Source organism: Mesorhizobium sp. M0184, assembly GCF_040322215.1.
GTDB lineage: Bacteria > Pseudomonadota > Alphaproteobacteria > Rhizobiales > Rhizobiaceae > Mesorhizobium.
On record NZ_JAMYSZ010000023.1, the window covers coordinates 40,131 to 63,926 of the forward strand.

At 61.5% G+C, this 23,796-nt stretch carries 25 protein-coding genes and 1 pseudogene; 5 read left to right on the top strand and 21 right to left on the bottom strand.

Annotated features, from left to right (window positions below; translation table 11 throughout):
- Positions 1-4: 4 nt before the first annotated feature.
- From NKJ23_RS24145 to NKJ23_RS24185, 9 genes are all read right to left on the bottom strand, one after another.
- Positions 5-1,084, bottom strand: coding sequence for an ABC transporter ATP-binding protein (locus NKJ23_RS24145; RefSeq protein ID WP_254817350.1), 1,080 nt, complete (start codon positions 1,082-1,084; stop codon positions 5-7).
- A 38-nt stretch (positions 1,085-1,122) separates the two neighbouring features.
- Positions 1,123-2,649 carry a glycerol-3-phosphate dehydrogenase gene (glpD, locus tag NKJ23_RS24150; protein ID WP_352682869.1) on the bottom strand — a complete coding sequence of 509 codons (1,527 nt, stop codon included), beginning with the start codon at positions 2,647-2,649 and terminating at the stop codon, positions 1,123-1,125.
- A gap of 125 nt (positions 2,650-2,774) precedes the next feature.
- Positions 2,775-3,542: a DeoR/GlpR family DNA-binding transcription regulator gene (locus NKJ23_RS24155; protein ID WP_023674889.1), complete on the bottom strand. Its 768-nt coding sequence runs from the start codon at positions 3,540-3,542 to the stop codon at positions 2,775-2,777.
- A 128-nt stretch (positions 3,543-3,670) separates the two neighbouring features.
- Positions 3,671-5,083, bottom strand: a complete 1,413-nt coding sequence (locus NKJ23_RS24160) for a pyridoxal phosphate-dependent decarboxylase family protein (protein WP_352682871.1) — start codon at positions 5,081-5,083, stop codon at positions 3,671-3,673.
- Positions 5,084-5,144: 61 nt separating this feature from the next.
- Positions 5,145-5,876 (bottom strand): proteasome-type protease, encoded by a 732-nt coding sequence (locus NKJ23_RS24165; RefSeq protein ID WP_254817354.1) that lies wholly within the window; start codon positions 5,874-5,876, stop codon positions 5,145-5,147.
- Between the two features lie 31 nt (positions 5,877-5,907).
- The gene (locus NKJ23_RS24170) at positions 5,908-6,702 is read right to left on the bottom strand and encodes a transglutaminase family protein (RefSeq protein WP_352620070.1); all 795 of its coding nucleotides are present in this window, start codon (positions 6,700-6,702) and stop codon (positions 5,908-5,910) included.
- A 61-nt stretch (positions 6,703-6,763) separates the two neighbouring features.
- On the bottom strand, positions 6,764-7,705 hold the full coding sequence (locus NKJ23_RS24175; protein ID WP_023674885.1) for an alpha-E domain-containing protein: 942 nt from the start codon (positions 7,703-7,705) through the stop codon (positions 6,764-6,766).
- Positions 7,706-7,883: 178 nt separating this feature from the next.
- The gene (locus tag NKJ23_RS24180) at positions 7,884-9,296 is read right to left on the bottom strand and encodes a circularly permuted type 2 ATP-grasp protein (RefSeq protein WP_352682874.1); all 1,413 of its coding nucleotides are present in this window, start codon (positions 9,294-9,296) and stop codon (positions 7,884-7,886) included.
- Positions 9,297-9,468: 172 nt separating this feature from the next.
- Positions 9,469-9,705 carry an Lrp/AsnC ligand binding domain-containing protein gene (locus NKJ23_RS24185; RefSeq protein WP_023674883.1) on the bottom strand — a complete coding sequence of 79 codons (237 nt, stop codon included), beginning with the start codon at positions 9,703-9,705 and terminating at the stop codon, positions 9,469-9,471.
- A 236-nt stretch (positions 9,706-9,941) separates the two neighbouring features.
- Between NKJ23_RS24185 and NKJ23_RS24190 the strand changes: the two genes are divergently transcribed.
- A complete protein-coding gene (locus NKJ23_RS24190; RefSeq protein ID WP_352455762.1) occupies positions 9,942-10,361 on the top strand; it encodes a DUF4864 domain-containing protein in 420 nt (139 codons plus the stop codon).
- Positions 10,362-10,370: 9 nt separating this feature from the next.
- Here the strand turns inward: NKJ23_RS24190 and NKJ23_RS24195 are convergent, their stop codons facing one another.
- The 8 genes and pseudogenes from NKJ23_RS24195 to coaD form a co-directional block, all read right to left on the bottom strand.
- On the bottom strand, positions 10,371-11,750 hold the full coding sequence (locus NKJ23_RS24195) for a glycosyltransferase family protein (RefSeq protein ID WP_352682876.1): 1,380 nt from the start codon (positions 11,748-11,750) through the stop codon (positions 10,371-10,373).
- Between the two features lie 215 nt (positions 11,751-11,965).
- Positions 11,966-13,096: a tRNA guanosine(34) transglycosylase Tgt gene (gene tgt, locus NKJ23_RS24200; RefSeq protein WP_352682878.1), complete on the bottom strand. Its 1,131-nt coding sequence runs from the start codon at positions 13,094-13,096 to the stop codon at positions 11,966-11,968.
- A gap of 24 nt (positions 13,097-13,120) precedes the next feature.
- Positions 13,121-13,390, bottom strand: a complete 270-nt coding sequence (locus NKJ23_RS24205; RefSeq protein ID WP_023674879.1) for a hypothetical protein — start codon at positions 13,388-13,390, stop codon at positions 13,121-13,123.
- A pseudogene (gene queA / locus NKJ23_RS24210) lies at positions 13,386-14,465 on the bottom strand (tRNA preQ1(34) S-adenosylmethionine ribosyltransferase-isomerase QueA); the annotation flags it as partial. The gene NKJ23_RS24205 and the pseudogene queA, both read right to left, overlap by 5 nt.
- A 12-nt stretch (positions 14,466-14,477) precedes the next feature.
- Positions 14,478-14,876 (bottom strand): hypothetical protein, encoded by a 399-nt coding sequence (locus NKJ23_RS24215; protein ID WP_352682880.1) that lies wholly within the window; start codon positions 14,874-14,876, stop codon positions 14,478-14,480.
- Complete coding sequence (locus NKJ23_RS24220; protein ID WP_352682882.1) at positions 14,873-15,385, bottom strand: peptidylprolyl isomerase; 513 nt, start codon at positions 15,383-15,385, stop codon at positions 14,873-14,875. Before NKJ23_RS24220 ends, NKJ23_RS24215 begins: the two co-directional genes overlap by 4 nt.
- 29 nt (positions 15,386-15,414) lie before the next feature.
- Positions 15,415-16,005, bottom strand: a complete 591-nt coding sequence (locus NKJ23_RS24225) for a peptidylprolyl isomerase (protein WP_352682884.1) — start codon at positions 16,003-16,005, stop codon at positions 15,415-15,417.
- Between the two features lie 75 nt (positions 16,006-16,080).
- Positions 16,081-16,581, bottom strand: a complete 501-nt coding sequence (gene coaD, locus NKJ23_RS24230; RefSeq protein WP_352448768.1) for a pantetheine-phosphate adenylyltransferase — start codon at positions 16,579-16,581, stop codon at positions 16,081-16,083.
- Positions 16,582-16,776: 195 nt separating this feature from the next.
- Between coaD and NKJ23_RS24235 the strand changes: the two genes are divergently transcribed.
- Entirely contained in the window at positions 16,777-16,929 is a 153-nt protein-coding gene (locus NKJ23_RS24235; RefSeq protein WP_352448767.1) for a hypothetical protein, read from the top strand.
- Positions 16,930-16,982: 53 nt separating this feature from the next.
- Here the strand turns inward: NKJ23_RS24235 and gyrA are convergent, their stop codons facing one another.
- Positions 16,983-19,793, bottom strand: a complete 2,811-nt coding sequence (gene gyrA / locus NKJ23_RS24240) for a DNA gyrase subunit A (protein WP_352620072.1) — start codon at positions 19,791-19,793, stop codon at positions 16,983-16,985.
- Between the two features lie 148 nt (positions 19,794-19,941).
- Positions 19,942-20,769 carry a helix-turn-helix transcriptional regulator gene (locus NKJ23_RS24245; RefSeq protein WP_352682886.1) on the bottom strand — a complete coding sequence of 276 codons (828 nt, stop codon included), beginning with the start codon at positions 20,767-20,769 and terminating at the stop codon, positions 19,942-19,944.
- Positions 20,770-20,855: 86 nt separating this feature from the next.
- Between NKJ23_RS24245 and NKJ23_RS24250 the strand changes: the two genes are divergently transcribed.
- Together NKJ23_RS24250 and NKJ23_RS24255 are read left to right on the top strand one after the other, a co-directional pair.
- Entirely contained in the window at positions 20,856-21,386 is a 531-nt protein-coding gene (locus NKJ23_RS24250; RefSeq protein WP_352455708.1) for a hypothetical protein, read from the top strand.
- A 74-nt stretch (positions 21,387-21,460) separates the two neighbouring features.
- Positions 21,461-22,090 carry a MarC family protein gene (locus NKJ23_RS24255; protein WP_023674869.1) on the top strand — a complete coding sequence of 210 codons (630 nt, stop codon included), beginning with the start codon at positions 21,461-21,463 and terminating at the stop codon, positions 22,088-22,090.
- A gap of 8 nt (positions 22,091-22,098) precedes the next feature.
- Here NKJ23_RS24255 and NKJ23_RS24260 read toward each other — a convergent pair whose 3' ends face one another.
- Together NKJ23_RS24260 and NKJ23_RS24265 are read right to left on the bottom strand one after the other, a co-directional pair.
- Positions 22,099-22,524, bottom strand: coding sequence for an OsmC family protein (locus tag NKJ23_RS24260; RefSeq protein WP_352682888.1), 426 nt, complete (start codon positions 22,522-22,524; stop codon positions 22,099-22,101).
- A 122-nt stretch (positions 22,525-22,646) separates the two neighbouring features.
- A complete protein-coding gene (locus NKJ23_RS24265) occupies positions 22,647-23,159 on the bottom strand; it encodes a single-stranded DNA-binding protein (protein WP_352448761.1) in 513 nt (170 codons plus the stop codon).
- A gap of 208 nt (positions 23,160-23,367) precedes the next feature.
- On the opposite strand from NKJ23_RS24265, the gene NKJ23_RS24270 reads away from it, so the two are divergent.
- Positions 23,368-23,757 (top strand): cupin domain-containing protein, encoded by a 390-nt coding sequence (locus NKJ23_RS24270; RefSeq protein ID WP_352682890.1) that lies wholly within the window; start codon positions 23,368-23,370, stop codon positions 23,755-23,757.
- Positions 23,758-23,796 lie beyond the last annotated feature (39 nt).

Sequence of the window (23,796 nt, forward strand, 5' to 3'; positions counted from 1 at the left end):
CCTCCTAAGCCGCCAGCTTCGGCGCGGCCACGGCGCGGCCGTGCTCGTCGAAGACCATGATGTGGCGCGGGTCGATGAACACCTCGACCTCCTCGTCCGGCTCGAAGTCGCGAATGCCGTGGGTCAGCATGACCCAGCGCGCATCGGCAAAATCGAGATGGATGAAGCTTTCCGATCCGGTGATCTCAGTGATCGTCACCTTTGCGCGCACCGGCACTGCGGCGGCGTTGGGCCGATCGAGGGACAGATGATGCGGCTGGAAGCCGATCGTATAGATCGCATCGGCAATGCCGAAGAGTTCCGCCGGCACCGGCAATTTCACGCCGCCCTCGAGCAGGAAATCCAGGCCCTTCTTGGCAAGCACGATGGTGTTGAGCGGCGGATCGGCGAAGGTTCTCGCCGTCACCAGATCGACCGGTTTGCGGAACACTTCGATGGTCGGCCCGAACTGGGTGATGCTGCCCTCGGAAAGCGTTGCTGTGTTGCCGCCGAGCAGCAAGGCCTCGTGCGGCTCGGTCGTGGCATAAACAAAGATTGTACCGGCGGCCGCGAAGACTTTCGGCAGTTCCGCGCGTAATTCTTCACGCAGCTTGTAGTCGAGATTGGCGAGCGGCTCGTCGAGCAGCACGAGGCTGGCATTCTTGACGATGGCGCGGGCCAGCGCGGTGCGCTGCTGCTGGCCGCCCGACAGACTGAGAGGCGTCCGGTCGAGATAGGGCGTTAGTTTGAGAAGGGCGGCGGCATTGCGCACCTCCCTGTCGATCGTTGCCTGATCCGTGCCGGCCACCCGCAGCGGTGAGGCGATGTTTTCGTAGACCGTCATCGCCGGATAATTGATGAATTGCTGGTAGACCATGGCGACGTTGCGCTTTTGCACCGGCATGCCGGTGACATCCTTGCCATCGAACCAGACCGAGCCCGAGGTCGGCACGTCGAGGCCCGCCATCAGCCGCATCAGGCTGGTCTTGCCGGAGAGCGTCGGCCCGAGCAGGACGTTGAGCGAGCCGTGCTGAAGCGTCAGCGAGACGTCGCGGATATGTTCCGCCGCACCCACCGTCTTCGTCACGTTTCTCAGTTCAAGCATGATGCCTCCTCCCAGGCTTTCTGCAAAGTCGGCCGTTCCTATTCGGCAGCCGCTACGTGCTGCCGGCTTATTCCGCGCATGAACTCGTCGAGCACTGCCGCCTGCTCACGGCTGAGACGCAGGCCGCGCTTGGTCCGGCGCCACAATACATCCTCGGCAGTCATCGCCCATTCGTTTTCGACGAGGTAGCGCACCTCGGCTTCGTAGAGATCGGCGCCGAAGTTACGGCCAAGATCGACGTTCGACTTGGCGAGGCCCAGCAGCTTCCTTGCGCGGGTGCCGTAGAGCCGGGTCAACCGGCGGGCCAGCCGGGCGTCGAGGAACGGGTACGCCGTTTTCAGTTTCGCCACCTCGGCATCGAAGCCGGTGACGGGAAAGTCACCGCCGGGCAGCGGCGCGTTTGCCGTCCATGGTTTGCCGCGCTTGCCGAGAAAACCCTCGATCTTCTCGAGCATCGATTCCGACAATCGGCGGTAGGTCGTGATCTTGCCGCCAAAGGCGTTGACGATCGGGGCGGCACCCTCGCCTCCATCGGCCTTCAGCACATAGTCTCGGGTGGCTTCCTGCGCCTTTGAGGCGCCATCGTCGTAGAGCGGTCGCACCGCGGAATAGGTCCAGACGATATCCGACGGCTTGACCGCCTGCGCGAAATATTCGCTTGCCGCAGCGCAGAGATAGTCGATCTCGGCGTCATTGATCCTGACGTTGTGCGGATCGCCGGGATGGTCACGGTCGGTGGTGCCGATGAGCGTGAACTCGTCTTCGTACGGAATGGCGAAAATGATGCGCCCGTCCTTGTTCTGAAAGAAATAGGCGCGTGGGTCGTCGAATTTCTTGCCCACGACGATATGGCTGCCTTGTACGAGGCGGACGTTGTGCACGTCGTTCAAGCCGACGGTGGCCGACAGCACCTGATCGACCCACGGGCCGGCGGCATTGACCAGCAGCCGCGCCTTGACCTCCTCGGAATCGCCGGTCCGCACATTTTCAAGCCTGACCGTCCAGAGATTGCCTTCGCGGCGTGCGCTGACGACCTTTGTTCGGGTTCGAATGGTTGCGCCGCGCTCGGCAGCGTCGCGGGCGTTCAACACAACCAGCCGGGCATCGTTGACCCAACCGTCCGAATATTCGAACGCCTTTCGAAACAGCGGCTTCAGCGGCTTGCCGGCCGGATCCTTGGCCATGTCCAGCGTTTTCGTCGGCGGCAGCAATTTGCGCCCGCCAATATGGTCGTAGAGGAAAAGCCCGAGCCGGATGAGCCAGGCCGGACGCAGTCCCTTGGCGTATGGCAGCACGAAGCGCATCGGCCAGATGATATGCGGCGCGTTCCTCCACAGGACCTCGCGTTCCATCAGCGCTTCGCGCACCAGACGGAATTCGTAGAATTCGAGATAGCGCAAGCCGCCGTGGATCAGTTTGGTCGAGCCGGAAGAGGTCCCGCTGGCCAGATCGTTCATCTCGGCAAGAAAAACCGAAAAGCCACGTCCAACGGCATCGCGGGCGATGCCGCAGCCATTGATGCCGCCACCGATGACGAAAATGTCATGAATCGGTGATGCGCTCAAAGAATCCTCCCTCGACTTCGCATTGCAGCATTTTTGGGTTCTTGCGAAACCGTAGCGGAATTATTTCGAAATGATAACGAATGTCAAACGAAATATGATGGGCGGAAGATGCCGCTACGGCGTCTCTAGGAGAGCGACGTTTCGATCAGCTGAACTTCTGCCTCCTGGCAGATCTTACGCACCGACGGGATGTCGCAACGATCGGTGATAAAGGTGTTGACCTGCGACAGATGGCCGATGCGGACGGGCGCGGTGCGCTCGAATTTGGTCTGGTCCGACACCAGGATCACATGTCGGGCGTTGGCGATGATCGCCTGAGCCACCTTCACCTCGCGAAAATCGAAGTCGAGCAGTGCGCCGTCATGGTCGATGGCCGAGGCGCCGATCACCGCAAAATCGACCTTGAACTGCCTGATGAAATCGACCGCGGCCTCGCCGACCACACCGCCGTCGGAACCGCGCACGACACCGCCGGCGATCACCACCTCGATCGAAGGATATATGCGCATCCTGTTGGCAACATTGATGTTATTGGTGATGACCATCAGGCCGCTGTGATCGAGCAGCGACTTGCTGACAGCTTCCGTCGTTGTCCCGATATTGATGAACAGAGACGCGTTATCGGGGATCAGCCGGGCTGCTGCGCGGCCGATCGCCTCCTTCTCCTCGGCGGCGATCTTGCGCCGAGCCTCATATTCCATGTTCTCGATGCCGGAGGGGAACAATGCCCCGCCATGGATGCGGGACAAAAGCCGCTGGTCGCAGAGATCGTTGAGATCCTTGCGGATCGTCTGCGGCGTCACGTTGAAATGCGTCGCCAGCTCCTCGACCAGTACGCGGCCATGGTCCTTGGCCATCTGGATGATTTCGGAATGACGCGGCGACAGATACATCTAGCAACCTCTCATTTTCGTTTTTCTCGTCTATAGCTGAAAACGAAAGCCATGAACAGGTATGGGCCGGCTAATGAAAATCGGGCGACTGCAGAGAGAAAAGCTCCGGCGCAATCTCGACGAGGGTATCAACTCAGCCCCCGCGCGATCTCAGTGACGACCTCGAAAGCAGTATCGACGTCCGCCGCAGTCGTTTCGAACTGCCCGACCTGAAAGCGGATCGCCACCTGCCCGTCCACCCGGGTCTGCGTCAGGTAAATGCGGCCGTCATCGTTGATCGCGTTGACCAACCGCAAATTGTGCTCGTCAGAGTCGATGGCCGCAGCCGCGAGATGGCGGAATGAGAATAGCGACAGCATCGGTTCCGTGACGATCTCGAAATCCGGTTCCCGAGCCAGCCGCGCGGCGAGGCTCTCGCTCCAGGCGACATGGTTGCGGATCATGTTCCGCAGATTTTCCAAGCCATGCGCACGCAGCAGGAACCAAAGTTTCAGAGCGCGGAACCTCCGTCCGAGCGGCACCGACCATTCGGAGTAGTTGATGACCCCGTCGCGGCCATGCGTTTTCAGGAATTCGGGCTTGATCGCCAGCGTGCGGACCAGGTCTTTCGGCTGGCGAATGAACTGCATCGAGCAATCGAACTGTGCCCCCAACCATTTATGCGGGTTGAAGACGATGGAATCGGCATTTTCGGCGCCGGTCCAGAAATGCCGGAACTCGGGGCAGATCATGGCGGAGCCGGCCCATGCGGCATCGACATGCAGGTAGAGCCCGTGCCGCTTCGCCACCTCGGCAACAGCCGCCACATTGTCGGTGCCGCCGGTACTTGTGCCGCCGACGCTGGCGATGATGCCCGCCGGCAGCATGCCGTTTTCGCGGTCGGTAACGATCGCGGCTTCCAGAGCCGCCGTCTGCATGGCGCGGAAGCGTCCGGCGACCGGAATGCGCACGAGGTTCGCCTCGCCGATGCCCGACACCCAGATCGCCCGGTCGATGGAAGTATGGACTTGGTCGGAAGAATAGATCCGCATGACCGGCTGCCCTTGCAAGCCGTTCTTGTTGCCTTGCCAGTCGAGCGCGCGCTCGCGCATGGTCAGCACGGCGGCAAGCGTCGCCGATGAAGCCGAATCCTGCATGACGCCGGAAAATCCCTCCGGCAAACCAAGCGCCTGCCGCATCCAATCGACGACCCGCGTCTCGAGTTCGGTTGCCGCTGGCGAGGTCTGCCAGAGCATGCATTGCGCGGCCATCGCGGAAACCAGATACTCGGCCACGACGGAGACCGGTGCCGCATTGGCCGGGAAATAGGCGAAGAAACGCGGATGCTGCCAGTGCGTCATGCCAGGCAGGATCTTTTGTTCGAAATCGGCGAAGATTGCCTGCATCGTTTCACCGTCTTCCGGCGGCGCGGCATCGACGCTTTTGAAGATTTCGCCCGGCTCGACAAGCGGCCGCACCGGTCTCTCGCGAAGGCTGTTTCTGTAGTCGACGCCCCATTCAGCCGCTCGCAGCGACCACTCGCGGAATTCGTTGCTATTCATCTTCTTCGCCTCCGTGGCGCCTCATCGAGCCGCGATCAAAGAGCACGAAAAACGAAGGTTTTCATTCGGGAAAATCAGGCAGACTGGCAAAGGCGGTCTTCAGCGCGTTCGACCAGCTATCCGAGATCGTACGATAATATTGATCGTCCTGGGTTATTCGCTTTTTGAGGCCGACCTTGAAAGTGTCCTTTTCATAGAACAGCAGGTCGAGCGGCAGGCCGACCGACAGGTTCGACTTCAGCGTCGAGTCGAACGACACCAGCAGCAGTTTCACCGTCTCGGCGAAACTCATCGTCCTTTCATAAGCGCGGATAATGATCGGCTTGCCGTATTTGGTCTCACCGATCTGGAAGAACGGCGTGTCGTCGGTCGATTCGATGAAATTGCCTTCCGGATAGATCATGAACAGGCGCGGCGCGCTGCCCTTGATCTGACCGCCGAGGATGAAGGAGGCGTTGAAGTAGGAATCCGCCTTTTCGCCAGCCGGCGACGAACTGGCGATGACCTCCTTGACGGTGTCTCCGACCAACCGGACTGTCTGGTACATGGAGGGCGTTTCGAGCAGCGTGGCACGGCGCTCCGCCACTGCCTTGGTGCGTTCGTCGAGCAGGCTGACCACGGCCTGCGTCGTCGCCAGATTGCCGGCCGACATCAAAACGATGACGCGCTCGCCCGGCTCTTCCCAGACATGCATCTTCCTGAAGGTCGAGATCGAATCCATGCCGGCGTTGGTGCGCGTGTCCGACATGAACACGAGCCCGCGATCGATCTTCAGGCCGACGCAATAGGTCATCGAATCTCTTTGGCAACAATCTTGCCGGGGATTACTGCTCCACGGTGACGGTGACCGCAAGCTGTTCTTCCGCCTGTCCCAGCCGAATTCCAGATACCGGCATGGCGTCGCGATAATCGCGGCCGGTCGCCACCTTCACATAACGCTCGTCCGGAGAAATGCCGTTGGCGACATCGAAGGCGACCCAGCCGAGGCCCGAGACATGCGCCTCGGCCCAGGCGTGGCTTGCCACCTGCTCGATGGCCGCATCCATCATCAGGTAGCCGCTGATATAGCGGGCCGGAAAATCCATGGCACGCGCCGCGGCAACGAAGATGTGGCTGTGGTCCTGGCAAACGCCGGTCTTGAGCGCCAGGGCCTCTTCGGCCGGCGTCGTCACGTTGGTGGTGTCCGGCGTATAAGCGACGCGCTCGCCGATCACCGCCATCAACCGGTGCAGCCTTTCGATGTCGGTACCCTTGCCGACCGAGGCAGCAAGCTCGCGAATGCCGCTGCCGATCGTCGTCAGCGGCGTTTCCTGGCCGAACAGCCAGAGCGGCGCGAAGCCCTGGTGCGGTCCGCAGACGCCAGCGGTGTCGCGCGTCACCACTTCGCCGGCTGCTTCGACGGTGATGAAGTCGCGCTCGCCCTCGACGCTCAACAGCCGGGTATCATTGCCGAAATGGTCGGTGAAGCGCACTTCCTCGCGTGCGCCTTCGATCTTCAGCGCCCAGGACAGTACCGTCTGGGTGCGCCCGTTCACCGGGAGCAGCCGCAAACGCTGCAACAGATAGTGCACCGGCGCATCGTAGCGGTATTCGGTTCGGTGGGTGATCTTCAGCCGCATCGCTCTCGTCCCTGGAGCATGAGCTTTTCCGAAAACCGATCTCCGCTTTTTTGGATCATGCTCAATAGAACCTGTAATCCTGCGCGATCTCGTCGCCGAGCCTGGTGTTGTCGCGGATGAAATTGGCCAGGAATTCGTGCAGGCCGGCGTCGAAAATATCCTTGATCGACCCGGCCGTCAGCATGGCCTGGGTCTTGGCAGCCGTCGCATGACAGGCGTGGCGCTCCCCATAGTCGTCACCCAGGAATTTGAGATGCTCCGTCAGGAAGCGGTAGCAAAAGGTCAGCGAGCGCGGCATGCGGACGTTGAGGATCAGATAATCGGCGATGTTGCTAGGCTTGTAGTCGGCATCATAGACCCAGCGATAGGAACGGTGCGCCGACACCGAGCGCAGGATCGATTCCCATTGGTAGTTGTCGAGCGTCGAGCCGACCCAGGAGATCGACGGCAACAGCACGTAGTATTTCACATCCAGGATGCGCGCGGTGTTGTCGGCGCGTTCGACATACGTGCCGAGCTGCGAAAAATCGAAAATCTCGTTGCGCAGCATCGTGCCGTAGAACGAGCCGCGGATCAGCGCCGTCTCGCGTTTGATTGCGTCGAGCGCGTTGGGCAGGTCGCGCTCGTCGATCGGCTTGGCCAGCATCCGCTTCAGCGACATCCAGGCTTCGTTGATGCTTTCCCAGGTTTCACGCGTCAGTGCGGTACGCACCATGCGGGCATTGTTACGGGCCGTTTCGATAGACGACATCGTGCTCGACGGGTTCGATGTGTCGCGCAGCAGATAGTCGGCGACATTGGCGGCGGTGTAGTCGGAATATTTCTGCGTGAAGCTGGCGTCCGAACCGGCGCTGAGCAGCACCGAATTCCACTCCTCCGAAGCGTTCTGAGTACGAGTCAGCGCCATGCGCAGGCCGGCATCCACCAATCGCGCCATGTTTTCCGCCCGCTCGATGTAGCGGTTCATCCAGTAGAGCCCGTTGGCGGTGCGGCCGAGAAGCATGTCAGGGGGTCCTGTGGTGAATAGTGAAAGGTGAATGGTGAATGGTGACTATCCAGATTCCAGGGCACGATTCCGCGCGCTTCACTTCAGGGCATTTCACCAACATCAACGACCCATATCCTTATCTATTCACTATTCACTATTCACTATTCACTATTCCCTACTCGCTACTTCCACTCTAATCATCCAACACCCACGTATCCTTCGTGCCCCCGCCTTGCGAGGAATTGACGACCAGCGAGCCTTCCTTGAGCGCTACTCGGGTCAGCCCGCCGGGCACGATCTGGATACGGTCGGAAACCAGCACATAGGGGCGCAGATCGACATGGCGCGGCGCCAGCCCCTTGTCCGTCAGGATCGGGCAGGTCGACAGCGCCAGCGTCGGTTGAGCAATGTAGTTCGACGGTTTTGCCGCGAGCTTTTTGGAAAAATCCTCGCATTCCTTCTTGGTCGCCGCCGGACCGACCAGCATGCCGTAACCGCCGGACCCGTGGACCTCTTTGATAACCAATTCGTCGATGTGCTCGAGCACGTATTTCAGGCTGTCCGGCTCCGAGCAGCGCCAGGTCGGGATGTTGCCGAGCATCGCCTTGCGGCCGGTGTAGAATTCGACGATCTCGGGCATGTACGAATAGATCGCCTTGTCGTCGGCGATGCCGGTTCCCGGCGCATTGGCGATCGTGATGTTGCCGGCGCGGTAGACGTCCATAATGCCCGGCACGCCAAGTGCCGAGTCGGGGCGGAAGGTCAGCGGATCGATGAACGAGTCGTCGACACGCCGGTAAAGCACGTCGATCTGCTTGTAGCCCTCGGTGGTGCGCATCGCGACATGGCCATCGACGACGCGCAGATCCTGCCCCTCGACAAGCTGCACGCCCATCTGGTCGGCAAGGAAAGCATGTTCGAAATAGGCTGAGTTGAAGCTGCCCGGCGTCAGCACGGCAATGGTCGGCGCGCCCTTGGTGCTTTGCGGCCGCACTGCCGCCAGCGACTGGCGCAAGAGCTGCGGGTAATTCTCAACCGGCCGCACCTTGATCTGCTGGAACAGCTCGGGAAAGAGCTGCATCATCGTCTCGCGGTTCTCCAGCATGTAGGAGACGCCGGACGGCGTGCGCGCGTTGTCCTCCAGCACGTAGAACTCGTTCTCGCTAATGCGTACGATGTCGACGCCGATGATGTGGGTATAGACGCCGGCCGGCGGCCGCACCCCGATCATCTCGGGCAGGAACGCCTCGTTCTTGGCGATCAACTCCTTCGGCACCCGGCCGGCGCGCAAGATCTCCTGGCGATGGTAGATGTCGTCGAGAAAGGCGTTCAGCGCCTGGACGCGCTGCTCGATGCCTTGCGTCAGCCGTCGCCATTCATTGCCCGAAATGATGCGCGGAACGATATCGAAGGGTATCAGCCGCTCCGATGCTTCCTGCTCGCCGTAGACGGCGAAAGTGATGCCTGTCTTGCGAAAGACGCGTTCGGCGTCCTGCATCTTCTCGGTAAGTCTGGCCGGGTCCTGTTCCTTCAGCCAGCGATCGTAAGCCGAATACGGTTTTCTCAGCCCGGAAACTTCCGGAAGCATTTCATCGAACGCTGCCAATCGCATACTCCCCTGTGGCGCCATTTCACTGGCCTGGCTGGAGAAAATCAAGCGCAATCGGTGATTTGTTGGGCGCCGGCGATCAGTATATCGCACTTGCCTAAAATTAAGGCAGCACCAATAGGGCCTTGATCAGGCTTTGCCTGGTGTCCGGGCAGATGCCGGATGCGGATCAAAACGCGCGAAAGGTGACGACCGTGAACGTGTCCTTGATGCCGGGAAGAATCTGCACTTTCTCGTTGACAAAGTGGCCGATGTCTTCCTCGTCGTCGACATAGAATTTGGCGAGCAGGTCGTAGTTTCCGGCTGTCGAGTAGATTTCCGAAGCGATCTCGGCATCGGCCAGGGCGCTGGCAACGTCGTAGGCCTTGCCCAGATCGCATTTTATCTGCACGAAAAATGCCTTCATTGCCTGGTCCTGCTCACATCGCACGCTCTAATCGAGCGGCCCTTGTGGCAGACTGCCGCCCGGCTTTCAAGCATCGGCAATCGCTCAGGCTGTTCTCGCCTCGACAATGCTTTCTCGGCTCGGACACGGACTGCCACGCCGAATGTTTGCGCTCGGCTGAAACCCTGAAGCACTGCAAAGCGTATGGTATCATGTACCTTCAGGCAGCGATTTCTCAGGGACAACGGAGACAGGCCATGCGCCGCGCGTTTTTCGCATTCGCAGTCGTTCCATTCATTTTCGCATCCCAGGCCTTTGCTGGCGACGCCGAAGTCAAAGCGGCGCAGACAGTCATCGATGGGCAGTTGAGGGCCTTCATCGCCAATGACGGAATGACGGCCTACAGCTTTGCCGCACCGAATGTGAAACGCATCTTTCCGACCGTCGATACCTTCATGAACATGGTGACAAAAGGCTATCCGCCGGTGCGCCAACCGCAGACCTACTCCTTCGGCAAGGTTCGCGAGACGAGCCCGACCTCGATCATCCAGCAAGTGCTGATCGTCGGCCCGGATGGCAAGGACTACGAGGCGGTCTACACGCTCGAACTACAGCCTGACGGCAGCTTTCGGATCACCGGCTGCAGCCTGCGTGCGTCCACGTCGCTCAGCACCTAAAGGGGTGTTTCAATCCTGTCGCCGGTAGAGCGTCCAGCTCAGGCCTGAAAACCCCCAATGCCTCGACGCATCGGCCCGTTCATACGCCAGAGCGCATGCGGCCGTCGGTTGGACATGTTCGGCTTGTTTGTCCACGTCCCCCTCGAGGACCAGCCAGGCGGGCCGTTCGGTGCACATCCCGTCGTCTGGAACCAGCAATGCCCGACGATCCATTCGCGCCGCAAAATAGTTGACGACAATGGGGGTGCGGAAATTACCGTCGCTGGCATAGGTGGTTGCGCCCTTCCTGGTCATTTCATCAACGATAGCGGCGTAGGAGCCGCGTCCATATTGATAGAACTGAAGCAGCGACGAAATGCTTCCACTCACCACGATCGCCAGCGCTCCCATCGCAAGCAGCCTGACAGTCCCGCGAGCATCCAGGCCGCGGCCAATCATCTCGCCGGCCCAGAGCAGCAGCAATGTTCCGCTGATGATGAAATAGCGCGGGAACTCGAGGTTGGGCAGATGCGCCGCCGTCATGAGCAAAGGCAGTCCGATAATCCCGATGGCATAAAGGCTGGCTCGGCGACCGCGCCAGACACCGGCGGAGAGGCCGACAAGACCGCAGGCGACAACGACATAGGGCCCGTCGCCGAACCAGGGTGGCAGCCCGAACAGAGAGCGGATCATCCCGCCATAGCCCTGCGCGAAGGCGGCAATCGAGAATGGCGAAACACCACCGACACTGAAGCCGAACAGCCTGCAGCCGACAAACACGCCGACAGCCAGCGGCAGCACGGCAAGCAAGCCCGGCAGGAAGATCGACGCCAGGTCCGCAACGACACGGCCGACCTTCGCCGTACGCTGCCAGGCGAGCCAGGCGGTCCAGATTGCGAGGACCGCCACCATTCCGATCATTGTGAGATGGCACAGGAAGCCGAAAAGGATCGCCGCTGCCAAGGCCGCGCCAGACCACCGTCTATTGTCGAGCCGGCGCTCCAGAAAAACCACCGAAAGCAGCGTGAACAGCACAAGGCCGGCATAGCCGCGCGCCTCCGAGCCGTAATGGACCATTGGGTAGCTCACGGCAAACAACAGGCTTGTGGCAATCATCGCCTGTCGTCCGCGCGATGCGGCGCTCACTGCCGCCGCACCGATCGTGGCAACACCAAATGCTATCGACAGACCTCGCTGCATCAGCGGCGAAGCATCGGGGCCAATGAGATAGAGATAGACCGAGTTGAGGAAATGATTGTTGTCGTGATTGACGTGCCAGAATATCTGGTCGATCGACGTCAGCGGCTCGATCAGCGCAAAGCTCCAGATCTCGTCCAGCCAAAGGTCGCCGCGCGCGCCAAGCAAGCGCAAGACCAGACCGGTCACGGCGATCATCAGAGCGGCAAGCAACGACCCCGCCGACCATTGCTGGACAGCCATGGAGGGCGAAGGCGAAGCGATGCCGTTCGTCCGCACCGTCGTGCCAGGAACTGAAACTTGCCGCGAAACGAACAGGTTCTTGATCCTCGCCCGATGTCGTCCGGCAATGCTTATTGGGCAGTCGTTTCAAAACAGTTCATGGCAGGGGCAACTCCTCCCTGGAGCCGGATTCCTGGCGAGCATGCCTACCGGACGGCGAGGTCACCGTTTGCCCATTGCTGCGTGATGATCTCGGCTTGTTCGGCGAACCTGCCAGCCTTGATCGCTTCACGAATGTCGCGCATCAGCTGCTGGTAATAGGACAGATTGTTCCAGGTCAGGAGCATCGCCCCAAGCGCCTCTTGCGAGCGCACCAGATGGTGCAAATAGGCCCGCGAATAGTCGCGTGCGGCCGGGCAGTCGCTTTCCTCATCGAGCGGACGCGGATCGTCGGCATGGCGGGCGTTGCGCAGATTGACCTTGCCGCGCCGTGTGTAGGCAAGGCCGTGGCGCCCTGCCCGCGTCGGCATCACGCAGTCGAACATGTCGATGCCGCGCGCCACCGACTTCAAAATGTCGTCCGGGGTGCCGACGCCCATCAGGTAGCGCGGCCGATCAGCCGGCAGCTCCGGGCAAGTGATGTCGAGCATCTCCAGCATCACCGCTTGCGGCTCGCCGACAGCCAGCCCGCCGATCGCGTAGCCCTTCAGCTCCATTGCCTTCAGCGCCTGCGCCGAGCGCAGCCGCAGATCCGGCACGTCGCCGCCTTGCACAATGCCGAACATCGCCTTGCCGGGCTGCTCGCCGAATGCCGTCTTGCAACGCTCGGCCCAGCGCAACGACAACTCCATGGCACGCTCGATCTCGTTCTGCTTGGCCGGCAGAGCCGTGCATTCGTCGAGCTGCATCTGGATGTCGGAATCGAGCAGCCCCTGGATCTCTATCGAACGCTCCGGCGACATCTCGTAGGCGCCGCCGTCGATATGCGAACGGAAGGTAACGCCGTTCTCGGTCAGTTTCCGCAGCTTCGACAGCGACATCACCTGGAAGCCGCCGCTGTCGGTCAGGATTGGATGCGGCCACCGGGCGAATTCATGCAGGCCGCCGAGCCGCGCCACGCGCTCGGCGCCGGGTCTCAGCATCAGGTGGTAGGTGTTGCCGAGGATAATGTCCGAGCCGACGCCGCGCACCTGATCCATATACATGGCCTTCACCGTGCCGCCGGTGCCGACCGGCATGAAGGCAGGCGTGCGGATTTCGCCGCGCGGCATGGTGATTACACCACGCCGCGCCCTGCCGTCGGTCGCCAGCACCTTGAAGGTGAATGCGTTAGTCATTGAATGCGTTAGTCATTGAATTCCCTAGCCATCGAACTCTTTGTCGAATACCGGCGCGTCCGGAGCCTGCTTATCGAGCGATTGCCGGTAGCGGATGCAGCCGCGCATGAATTTTGGCCACGGCGGCACGGCAATCGCCGGCTCGGTCTTTTCGGGCAAAAGCGACCAGAGGTCGGGATGATGCCAGCACAGATCATGGCCGGTCGCGTCGCGGTGTTGGCGGATGCCGGCGCGCAGTTTCCTGACCTCGGCGATCAAGGCTTCGCGGCCGAAGGTTTCCAGGTCGTCGTCCATCGGTATCCTCCCTGAACAGAAGACTTGCGTCTCCATAGGAATAAAACCTGTAGCGGTTCTCGATCGCATGAGCATAGGCCGCGCGCATCGTCTGCAAACCGCAGAAGGCCGAAACCAGCATGAACAGCGTCGAACGCGGCAGATGGAAATTGGTCATCAGCATGTCTGCGGTCTTGAAACGATAGCCGGGCGTGATGAAGATGTCTGTCGGGCCTGACCATGCGGCCAGCCTGCCGTCCTCGCCAGCCGCGCTCTCCAATAAGCGCAGCGATGTCGTGCCGACAGCGATAATGCGCCCGCCTTTTGCTTTCGCCGCATTCAGCGCCTCGGCGGTTTCCGGGCTGACCGAACCGGTTTCGGCGTGCATCTTGTGGTCGGTGGTGTCGTCCGCCTTCACCGGCAGGAACGTACCGGCGCCGACATGCAGCGTGACGAAACGGCGCTCTATGCCCTTGGCGTCGAGCGTCGCAAACAGCTCCGGCGTGAAATGCAGCCCTGCCGTCGGCGCGGCAACCGCGCCCTCCTCCTTGGCATAAATGGTCTGATAATCGCTGCGGTCGCGTTCGTCGTCGTCACGCTTGGAGGCGATGTAAGGCGGCAGCGGGATGTGGCCGACAGCGTGCAGCGCCTCGTCGAGGAACGGACCTGACAGGTCGAAGCCGAGCAGCACCTCGCCGCCTTCCCCCTTCTCGATCACGGTCGCATCGAGTTGGCCGAGAAAGCAGGAATTGGCGTCATGACCGAAATGGATGCGATCGCCGGCGGCGATGCGCTTGCCCGGACGCATGAAGGCGAGCCACCGGTCGGGCGCCATCCGCATATGCAGCGTGGCTTCGACCTGCGCTGCTGCTTCGCCGCGCCGCCTGATGCCCTTCAATTGTGCCGGAATGACCTTGGTGTCGTTGAAGACCAGCACATCACCGGCCTTGAGCAGGGCCGGCAGGTCGCGCATCGTCCGGTCTTCGAGCCTCTCACCCGGCCTGACCACCAGCATCCCGGCACTATCGCGCGGCTCGGCTGGGCGAAGCGCGATGCGCTCCTCCGGCAGATCGAAGTCGAAAAGGTCGACGCGCAAGAAATCCCCGCCTCAAGGTTCCGGGCAGGTCACCGCCCAGGCGCCGACACCGTCCATGCTCAATGTGCCGCCCATTGCGAAGCTGGACTGCTCGCTGGCCTTGACCAGCCGCAATTTGGCGACGATCGAGCTGAGGCCCTCATCAGTGAGATCGATCAGCATGCGCTCGTCGTCTTCGAATGCCTGTCCAACGATGACTTTCGTTGAGCCTGCCTGTCCGTCCGTGGTCCATGTCTTGCCGCCAGCATCCAGCCACACACGAGCTACCGCAATGACGGCCGTGTGTCCCATCAAAACATCAATCGATGCCGCGCCGCCGTCGGCGCTGCAGACGATCGATTCCGTCGCCAGCGCCGGGGTGGCCGCCGCGACGAGCACAAATGCGATGGCCGCGGCAGCCCGGCCGGTCATTTCACGTCGGCCGCGACCTTGAGCGACACGATCTTGTCAGGATCCTCCACCGGTTCGCCGCGCTTGATCTTGTCGACGTTGTCCATGCCTTCGATGACCTGGCCCCATACCGTGTACTGGCGGTTGAGGAAGGCGGCATCGTCGAAGCAGATGAAGAACTGCGAATTGGCCGAGTTCGGGTTCTGCGAGCGCGCCATCGAGCAGGTGCCGCGGCCGTGGTTGGCGTTGGAGAACTCGGCCTTCAGATCGGGCTTGTCGGAACCGCCAGTGCCGGCGCGCGATGGCGCGAAAGACGGCTTGTTGGAATTGCCGAACTTCACGTCGCCGGTCTGCGCCATGAAGCCGTCGATGACGCGGTGGAAGACCACGCCGTCATAGGCGCCTTCGCGCGCCAGTTCCTTGATACGGCCGACATGGCCGGGCGCCAGATCTGGAAACAATTCGATAACGACCTTGCCCTTGGTCGTGTCCATGATAAGCGCGTTCTCGCGGTCCTTGATTTCGGCCATGTCAGAAATATCCTTTTGAACAATTGGGGTTACTTGCCGTCCGCGGCGATGCGCACCTTGATCATGCGATCGGGGTCGGTCACCGTCCCGTTCTGCGCCTCGTCGCCTTTCTTGATGTGGTCCACCAGCTCCATGCCGCTGACGACATAGCCAACGATGGTGTACTGGCCATCGAGCGGCGGTGCCGGCGCGAACATGATGAAGAATTGCGAATTGGCGGAATTCGGATCGTCGGAGCGGGCCATGCCGACCACGCCGCGCTGGTAGTGCTCGGTGCTGGAGAATTCGGCCGGCAGGTCAGGAAGATCGGAGCCGCCGGTGCCGACAGCGTCGGCATTGAAGCCGCTCTTCATGTTGCCGAACTTGACGTCGCCGGTCTGCGCCATGAAGCCGTCGATGACGCGGTGAAAGGCGACGTTGTCGTAGGCGCCCTGGCGCACCAGCTTTTTGATCTGCGCGACGTGCTTCGGCGCAAGGTCGGGCCTCAGCGCGATGGTCACGTCGCCGTCCTTCAGCGTTACGATCATGGTGTTTTCCGGATCGGCGGCAAAGGCCGACACGGATGCGGTCACAAGACCGGCAAGCACGGCAAGCAAGAAGGCAAGCTTTTTCAGCTGCATGGGATCTTTCTCCGAATATCTTCGTTCATGCATGTCGTTACCCAAAGCCGGGTTCCACTTTTGGGTGACATGCATTTATTTCGCGAATTTGGCGGTGAGCGCGCCGGCCACGGCCGCCGGCACGAAGGGGCGGATGTCGCCTCCCATCGAAGCTATCTGGCGCACAAGTGTGGCGGTAATGGTGCGCACTGAAGGGCTGGCCGGCAGGAAAACCGTCTGCAGCTCCGGCGCCATGGTCTCGTTCATGCCGGCCATCTGCATCTCATAGTCAAGATCGGTGCCGTCGCGCAGGCCGCGGATCATGATCGAGGCGCCATGCTTCCTGGCCGCATCGATGACCAACCCGTCGAAGGCGACTACTTTGATACGCGCACCGTCGCTGCCGAATTCCGCCTTCGCGGCCGTTTCGATCAGGCCAACCCGTTCCTCGAAGGAAAACAACGGTTTCTTGCCGGGATGGATGCCGATCGCCGCATAGATTGTATCCGCCACGGCCAGCGACGCCTTCAGCACGTCGAGATGGCCGTTGGTCAGCGGGTCGAAAGAGCCGGCATAAAGGGCGATGCGTTCGGTCATGGCAGGTGCTTCTAGCGAGCCTCTCCCCTAAAGGCAAATCCGATCGCCAGCCCGCCCCATGAACCTTTTGGCCGACGTGAACGACAGATGAATGTGCCGCTCACAACAGCTTCACGCAGTGTTCACTAAGTTGCAGCTGCAGGAGATGAAACCAAACACCCATCTAATCGTTGTTAGGCGCAGGAGAACACGCACATGCTGATCTACATGCTCGCCACCGCAATGACCGCCGCCATGCTGATCGCTACCGTATTCGGGTTGCATCAGGAAGCACAGCGAGTCCGCGCCAAGGCCAATACCAAGCGGTTCGAAGGCTTCGGCAACCGCAAGCCTTATCGCCACCTCTAGATTGCGGGTGTCTTCACACGCCGGCCCATAGGGCTGGCGTCGTCGTGCCAAACTCACTCGACGGATGTATCGGGCTCCCTACCTTCGGCATCGGCAACAGCGCCGCTTTCAGCATCGACACTCTCTTCGATCTCTTCATCCGCTTGCGGTTCTGAAATTCGCTCCACCGAAACGACCTTCTCGCCCTCTGCGGTATTGAAGATGGTAACGCCCTTGGTGGCCCGGCTGGCGAAACGAATGCCGTTCACTGGAACACGGATAACGGTGCCGCCATCCGAAACCAGCATGATCTGATCGTCATTGCCGACCGGGAAGGTCGCCACCAGGCGGCCGATTTCGGCCGTTTTCGAGACGTCGGTGGCGCGAATACCCTTGCCGCCACGGCCAGTCAGGCGGAAATCGTAGGACGATGAACGCTTGCCGTAGCCATATTCCGTCACCGTCAACACGAACTGCTCGTGCGCCTTGAGGAATTCATAGCGGTCGTCGGAAAGCTCCGCCTCTTCGCCGACCTCTTCATTGGTGAGCTGGATTTCTTCCTCCTCGCCGGCCGCGATGTCAGCAGCGAGCCGGCGTTCGGCCACCACCCGCTTGAGGTAGGCGGCACGCTCCGCCGGCGGCGCATCGACATGCTCGATCACCGCCATCGAGATCACCCGGTCGCCATCGGCCATCGCAATGCCGCGCACGCCGACCGAATTGCGGCTCTGGAAGACGCGTACGTCGCTGACCGGAAAGCGGATGCACTGGCCGGAACTTGCCGTCAAAAGCACGTCGTCATTGTCGGTGCAGGTCTCGACGCCGAGGATCTCGTCGCCTTCCTCGTCCAGCTTCATGGCGATCTTGCCGTTGCGGTTGACCTGGACGAAGTCCGACAGCTTGTTGCGACGCACGGTGCCGCGCGTGGTGGCAAACATGACGTCGAGCTCGCCCCAACTCGTCTCATCCTCCGGCAGCGGCATGATCGTGGTGATGCGCTCGCCCTGTTCGAGCGGCAGCATATTGATCAGCGCCTTGCCGCGCGATTGCGGGTTGCCGATCGGCAGGCGCCAGACCTTTTCCTTGTAGACGATGCCGCGCGAGGAGAAGAACAGCACCGGCGTGTGCGTGTTGGCGACGAACAGCCGGGTGACGAAATCCTCTTCCTTGGTCGACATGCCGGAGCGGCCCTTGCCGCCGCGGCGCTGCGCCCGGTAGAGCGACAGCGGCACGCGCTTGATGTAGCCGGAATGGCTGACCGTGACGACCATGTCCTCGCGCTGGATCAGGTCCTCGTCTTCCATGTCCGCCCCGCCCTCGGCGAGCTCGGTACGGCGCGGCGTGCCGAACTCGTCGCGCACGGCGATGAGCTCGTCCTTGACGATCTGCTGGACGCGGGCGCGGGACGAGAGGATGTCCAGGTAGTCCTTGATCTCGTCGCCGATCGTGTTCAGCTCGTCGGCGATCTCGTCGCGGCCGAGCGCGGTCAGGCGCTGCAGGCGCAGTTCGAGGATGGCGCGCGCCTGCTCCTCGGAGAGATTGTAGGTACCGTCCTCGTTGATGCGATGGCGCGGGTCGTCGATCAGAAGAATCAGCGATTCCACGTCGCCCGAAGGCCAGCGCCGCTCCATCAACTGCTCGCGCGCCGTCTGCGGGTCCGGAGCGCTGCGGATCAGCTTGATGACTTCATCGATGTTGGCAACAGCGATGGCAAGGCCGACCAGCACATGGGCGCGGTCGCGCGCCTTGCGCAGCAGGAATTTCGTGCGCCGGCTGATCACCTCCTCACGGAAGGCGACGAACGCCTTCAGCATGTCGGTCAGAGTCAGCAATTCCGGCTTGCCGCCGTTCAGTGCCACCATGTTGGCGCCGAAGGACGTCTGCAGCGGGGTGAAGCGGTAAAGCTGGTTGAGGATGACATCGGCGACCGCGTCGCGCTTCAGTTCGATGACGACGCGGTAGCCCTGGCGGTCACTCTCGTCGCGAATGTCGGAAATGCCTTCGATGCGCTTGTCGCGCACCAGCTCGGCCATCTTCTCGATCATCGACGCCTTGTTCACCTGATAGGGAACCTCGGTGATGACGATCGATTCACGATCGTTGCCGCGCGCCTCGACGTTGACGCGACCGCGCATGACGATGGAGCCGCGGCCGGTCGAATAGGCGCTGTAGATACCGGAGCGGCCGAGCACGATGCCGCCGGTCGGGAAATCCGGCCCCGGAATGATCTCCATCAGTGCCGGAAGGTCGATCGCTGGATTATCGATGAGGGCAATGGCGCCGTTGCAGACCTCGCCCAGATTGTGCGGCGGGATGTTGGTGGCCATGCCGACGGCGATACCGCCGGAGCCGTTGACCAACAGGTTCGGAAAGCGCGCCGGAAGGACTTTCGGTTCGCTGCCCGACGCATCGTAAGTGTCCTGGAAATCGACGGTGTCCTTGTCGATGTCTTCCAGCAACTCATGCGCGACCTTGGTCAGCCGCGATTCCGTGTAGCGCATCGCCGCCGGCGGATCGCCGTCGATCGAGCCGAAATTGCCCTGCCCGTCGATCAGCGGCACGCGCAGCGACCAATCCTGCGCCATGCGCACCAAAGCGTCGTAGATAGAGGCGTCGCCATGCGGATGGTATTTACCCATCACGTCGGCGACCGGGCGTGCCGATTTCACATATTTGCGGTTCCAGTGATAGCCGCTCTCATAGGCGGCGTAGAGGATGCGGCGATGCACTGGCTTGAGGCCGTCGCGCACGTCAGGCAGCGCGCGGCTGACGATCACGCTCATGGCGTAATCGAGATAGGAGCGCTGCATCTCCTCGATGATGGATATCGGCTCGATGCCGGTGGGGCCGCCGTCGGCGCCGCGCGGTGTCTTTTGGTCGGTCAAATCGGATCACAATCTAATCAGGAATCACTTGGTGCTTATATAGGAAGCCAGCCTGAAACTCCAACAATCGCGGCAGTTTTCCAGTGTGGTTTTTAGCGGCAAATTCAAAAGGATAAACCAATTGCGACGATATGGCCGTGGCACCCTTTCACGGGCGTCGCCGGCGGGCGCGATAAGTACCCGGCGCCTCGCCCATCAGCCGCCGGAAACGGCGGTTGAAGGTCGACAGATCGTTGAACCCCGCCGCAAAGGCGATCGCCGAAATCGTCTGATCTGACGTCCGCAGCCGCACGGCTGCCCTGTGCAGCCGCGCTCTCAGCAGGAACTGGTAGGGCGTCATGCCGGCGACGTGCCGGAAGGTGCGCAGGAAATGGTAAGGGCTGGTGGCGGTCTCGTCGGCGAGTTCGGCAAGCGAGATCGGCCGGTCGGCATCGACTTCGATGCGCCGCACCGCTTCGGCAACACGCTTCTGGTCACGGCGGCTCGGCGTCCGTCCCCGATCCGTGGCGCTGCAAGCCGCTGTCACCGCGGCACCGGCAATGCGCAGGGCGAGTTCCTCGAACGCGCCGGTGTCGGCCATCTCGCGCGCCGCCTCCGCTTCGGCAAGCAACGGCACCAGCGCCGGCAAGGGCGGCAGGCGCGGCGTGCCGAAATCGAGCGTCTTCGTGCCCGGCACGTCGGCGACGATCCGCTCCATATAGGCCGGTCCGAAATGGAAGGAGAGGCAGCGGTCGCCGGCGCCATGCTCGTGACCGCATTCATAGCATGTGCCGGGATTGCCGAGCAGGAGCGCGCCCGGCGCCAGCATCGCCGTGCCCTCGCGCGCACGATAGCGGAAGGTGCCGTTGGTTACGGCGGCAACGCAGAAATCCCGATGCTCCTCCTCGAATGGCCTGTCGGCGGCGCTGGCGGTGCAGATGACATCCGACACCTGCCAGCCTCGGCCCGACGCCAGCCTGTGCGCGCTCGTCGTCATCGCCGAAACATAGCAACTTTTCCCAAGCGCAGAACCCCTGTCGGCCTCTATGCTTGCCGGTCTCCTGACAAGATGAGAGCGAAGCCATGTCCAATTCCTTTGCCAAGGCCCTGCACAGCGATGGGCCCGTACCGGCCCTTGCCGAGAAACTGAATCTTTATGGCCGCTTCGTCGGCGCCTGGACGTTCGACGCCACGCGCCATCTCGAGGACGGTCAGGTGCTGACCGGGCGCGGCGAAGTGCATTTCGGCTGGGTGCTCGAAGGCCGCGCGATCCAGGACGTATGGATCCTGCCTGCCCGTGACGCCGGCCCCTCGCCCTCGCTCGGCAAATGGACCTTCTATGGCACGACGTTGCGCGTCTACGATCCCGGCGTTGACGCCTGGCACATCTTCTGGAGCGATCCGCGCAATCAGTACTACAGCCGCCAGCTCGGCCGTGCCGAGGGCGACACCATCATCCAGCAAGGCGCAGACGGCACCGGATCTGCTGTGCGCTGGAGCTTTTCGCGCATCACCGAAAATTCGTTCCGCTGGCTGGGCGAACGCTCACAGGACGACGGCGCCACCTGGCGTCTCGAAGTCGAGTTTCTGGCGCGCCGGGCCGTCAGCCCCTGATCCGCACGGTTTCCACTGGCTCCGCTTTGCTCTACCAATCCCGTTATCCGGCTTTGCCGGCGGGGAGGGTCAGCATGCCGAGCTTCGACAGCCTGTTCAACGCCTTCGTCACCATACTGGTGACGATCGATCCGCCCGGCCTGGCGCCGCTCTTCCTCGCCGTGACTCGCGGCATGAACCGCGAGGAGCGCAACCAGGTCTCCGTGCGCGCCTCGGTCATCGCCTTCCTCGTAATGGCGTTGTTCGCAATCGCCGGCGCGTCGATCCTGTCAGTCTTCGGCATCACTCTGCCGGCCTTCCGCGTCGCCGGCGGCTTTCTGCTGTTCTTCATCGCCTTCGAAATGGTGTTCGAGCGCCGGCAGGACCGCAAGGAGAAGATCGGCGACGTCGCCATCACCAGGGACATGATCCACAACATCGCCGCCTTTCCGCTGGCGATCCCGCTTATTGCCGGTCCCGGCGCGATTTCGGCGACCGTCCTGCTCTCAAGCTCGTTTCAGGGTTTGGGCGCGCAGACAGCCCTTGTCGGCATCATCGCCATCTGCCTCGTCATCACCTACCTGGTGTTCGTGCTGTCAGAGCGCATCGACCGTATCCTCGGCCAAACCGGCCGTTCGATCCTGACAAGGCTGCTCGGCGTCATCCTGGCGGCGCTCGCCGTACAGTTCGTCGCCGACGGCATCAAGGCGCTGATGGCGACGTAGGAACAGCCCTACTTCGCTGTCGTTTCAATGACTTCGAAGTCGTGGGTAATCTCGGCAGTCTTGGCCATCATTGCCGAGGCCGAGCAGTATTTCTCGATCGAAAGCCCGATCGCCCGCTTCACCTTGTCGTGTGATAGCGCCCGGCCCTTGACGACAAAATGCATGTGAATGCGGGTGAACACCCTGGGATCGGCTTCTGCACGGTCGGCATCGAGTTCGACCACGCAATCTTCGACCGCCTCGCGCCCCTTTTCGAGGATATGGATCACGTCATAGGCCGAGCAGCCGCCAGTGCCGATCAGCACCAGTTCCATTGGGCTCGGCCCCGGCGTCTTGCCCTCCGGCCCGAACGCAGTGCCTAGCACCAGCTTGTGCCCATTGGCGGACTCGCCAACGAAAGTGCGCTCCTCGACCCATTTGACCCTTGCCTTCACCTGATACGTCCTTTCACCGCTCAAACGCACAACGTCCCGAAAATCCAAGACAGATTTTCGGGACGCCATTTCGTGGCCAAGGTGCCGGCGCTTTTCGCCGCAAGGGCAGTCCGCCCGAGAAATCAGAACGGGATTTCGTCGTCCAGCTCGCGCGACGAACCACCGCCGCCGCCCTTGTTGGCGCCACCGCGATTGAAACTTTCGCCCGGGCCGGACTGGCCGAAATCGGAACCGCGGCTCGCACCACCACCGGCATAGTTGCCGACCTGGCCGCCGCCCTCGCCCCGCGCATCGAGCATCTGCAGCTCGCCGCGGAATTTCTGCAACACGATTTCGGTCGTATAGCGGTCATTGCCGGTCTGGTCCTGCCATTTGCGCGTCTGCAGTTGGCCCTCGACATAGACCTTCATGCCCTTCTTCAGATACTGCTCGGCCACCTTGGCGATCTGGTCGTTGAAGATCACGACATTGTGCCACTCGGTCTTTTCCTTGCGCTCTCCGGATGTCTTGTCGCGCCAGCTTTCCGACGTCGCGATGCGGATGTTGACGACCGGGTCACCCGAATTCAAGCGGCGGATTTCAGGGTCCGCCCCGAGGTTGCCCACCAGAATGACCTTGTTGACGCTACCCGCCATGATACTTCTCCGCGCTCATCCGAAACCAAATTTTTGTCGCCGCACCTTACAGGCTATGGACAATCCCTGCCTGCCGTCGCCGCCTTTTCCCACAAGGTTTTTGTTCTCTTTTCGTTCTATAGGAGAGGCCCTTCACTGTCAATAGTTGTCAGTAAGAAGTAGTGTCTTGGCGTCGAATTTCCACAGATCATGGGATCGAGGCGACCGCATGAAGATGGTTGCGCATGACGATCAGCCGCAAGAAGAGTGGCGAGCGGGAGTAAAGACCCGCATGCATGTCTCTGCCCGCAACGGCGCAACTCAACTTTGCATATTCGAACAATGGGTCGAACCGGCGGTTGGCGCCCCCACACATTGGCACCCGGTCGAGGAAGTGCTTACCGTCATCGCCGGCAGGGCCGAGATGTGGATCGATGAAGAGCATCTCGTCTTGACTGCCGGACAGTCGCTTGTTGTTGCAGCGCGCAGGCAACATGGCTTCCGAAACGTCGGCTCCGAACTGCTTCACATCCATGCCGTGCTCGCGTCACCAGTTTTCGAGGCGACGTTCAAGGGATCCCCGGACATGGTGAGACGCTGGCTTCCGGCGAGTTTTTAAAACCTCGCCTGTCTTAAAAAACACCGCCTGTCTTAAAAA

Bases quoted from the DNA above. Each gene is read 5' to 3' on its own strand.
- NKJ23_RS24145 (WP_254817350.1), bottom strand. From the start codon at position 1,084: ATGCTTGAACTGAGAAACGTGACGAAGACGGTGGGTGCGGCGGAACAT.
- NKJ23_RS24155 (WP_023674889.1), bottom strand. From the start codon at position 3,542: ATGTATCTGTCGCCGCGTCATTCCGAAATCATCCAGATGGCCAAGGAC.
- NKJ23_RS24160 (WP_352682871.1), bottom strand. From the start codon at position 5,083: ATGAATAGCAACGAATTCCGCGAGTGGTCGCTGCGAGCGGCTGAATGG.
- NKJ23_RS24165 (WP_254817354.1), bottom strand. From the start codon at position 5,876: ATGACCTATTGCGTCGGCCTGAAGATCGATCGCGGGCTCGTGTTCATG.
- NKJ23_RS24170 (WP_352620070.1), bottom strand. From the start codon at position 6,702: ATGCGGCTGAAGATCACCCACCGAACCGAATACCGCTACGATGCGCCG.
- NKJ23_RS24175 (WP_023674885.1), bottom strand. From the start codon at position 7,705: ATGCTTCTCGGCCGCACCGCCAACGGGCTCTACTGGATGAACCGCTAC.
- NKJ23_RS24185 (WP_023674883.1), bottom strand. From the start codon at position 9,705: ATGAAGGCATTTTTCGTGCAGATAAAATGCGATCTGGGCAAGGCCTAC.
- NKJ23_RS24190 (WP_352455762.1), top strand. From the start codon at position 9,942: ATGCGCCGCGCGTTTTTCGCATTCGCAGTCGTTCCATTCATTTTCGCA.
- tgt (WP_352682878.1), bottom strand. From the start codon at position 13,096: ATGACTAACGCATTCACCTTCAAGGTGCTGGCGACCGACGGCAGGGCG.
- NKJ23_RS24205 (WP_023674879.1), bottom strand. From the start codon at position 13,390: ATGGACGACGACCTGGAAACCTTCGGCCGCGAAGCCTTGATCGCCGAG.
- NKJ23_RS24215 (WP_352682880.1), bottom strand. From the start codon at position 14,876: ATGACCGGCCGGGCTGCCGCGGCCATCGCATTTGTGCTCGTCGCGGCG.
- NKJ23_RS24220 (WP_352682882.1), bottom strand. From the start codon at position 15,385: ATGGCCGAAATCAAGGACCGCGAGAACGCGCTTATCATGGACACGACC.
- NKJ23_RS24225 (WP_352682884.1), bottom strand. From the start codon at position 16,005: ATGCAGCTGAAAAAGCTTGCCTTCTTGCTTGCCGTGCTTGCCGGTCTT.
- coaD (WP_352448768.1), bottom strand. From the start codon at position 16,581: ATGACCGAACGCATCGCCCTTTATGCCGGCTCTTTCGACCCGCTGACC.
- NKJ23_RS24235 (WP_352448767.1), top strand. From the start codon at position 16,777: ATGCTGATCTACATGCTCGCCACCGCAATGACCGCCGCCATGCTGATC.
- NKJ23_RS24245 (WP_352682886.1), bottom strand. From the start codon at position 20,769: ATGACGACGAGCGCGCACAGGCTGGCGTCGGGCCGAGGCTGGCAGGTG.
- NKJ23_RS24250 (WP_352455708.1), top strand. From the start codon at position 20,856: ATGTCCAATTCCTTTGCCAAGGCCCTGCACAGCGATGGGCCCGTACCG.
- NKJ23_RS24255 (WP_023674869.1), top strand. From the start codon at position 21,461: ATGCCGAGCTTCGACAGCCTGTTCAACGCCTTCGTCACCATACTGGTG.
- NKJ23_RS24265 (WP_352448761.1), bottom strand. From the start codon at position 23,159: ATGGCGGGTAGCGTCAACAAGGTCATTCTGGTGGGCAACCTCGGGGCG.
- NKJ23_RS24270 (WP_352682890.1), top strand. From the start codon at position 23,368: ATGAAGATGGTTGCGCATGACGATCAGCCGCAAGAAGAGTGGCGAGCG.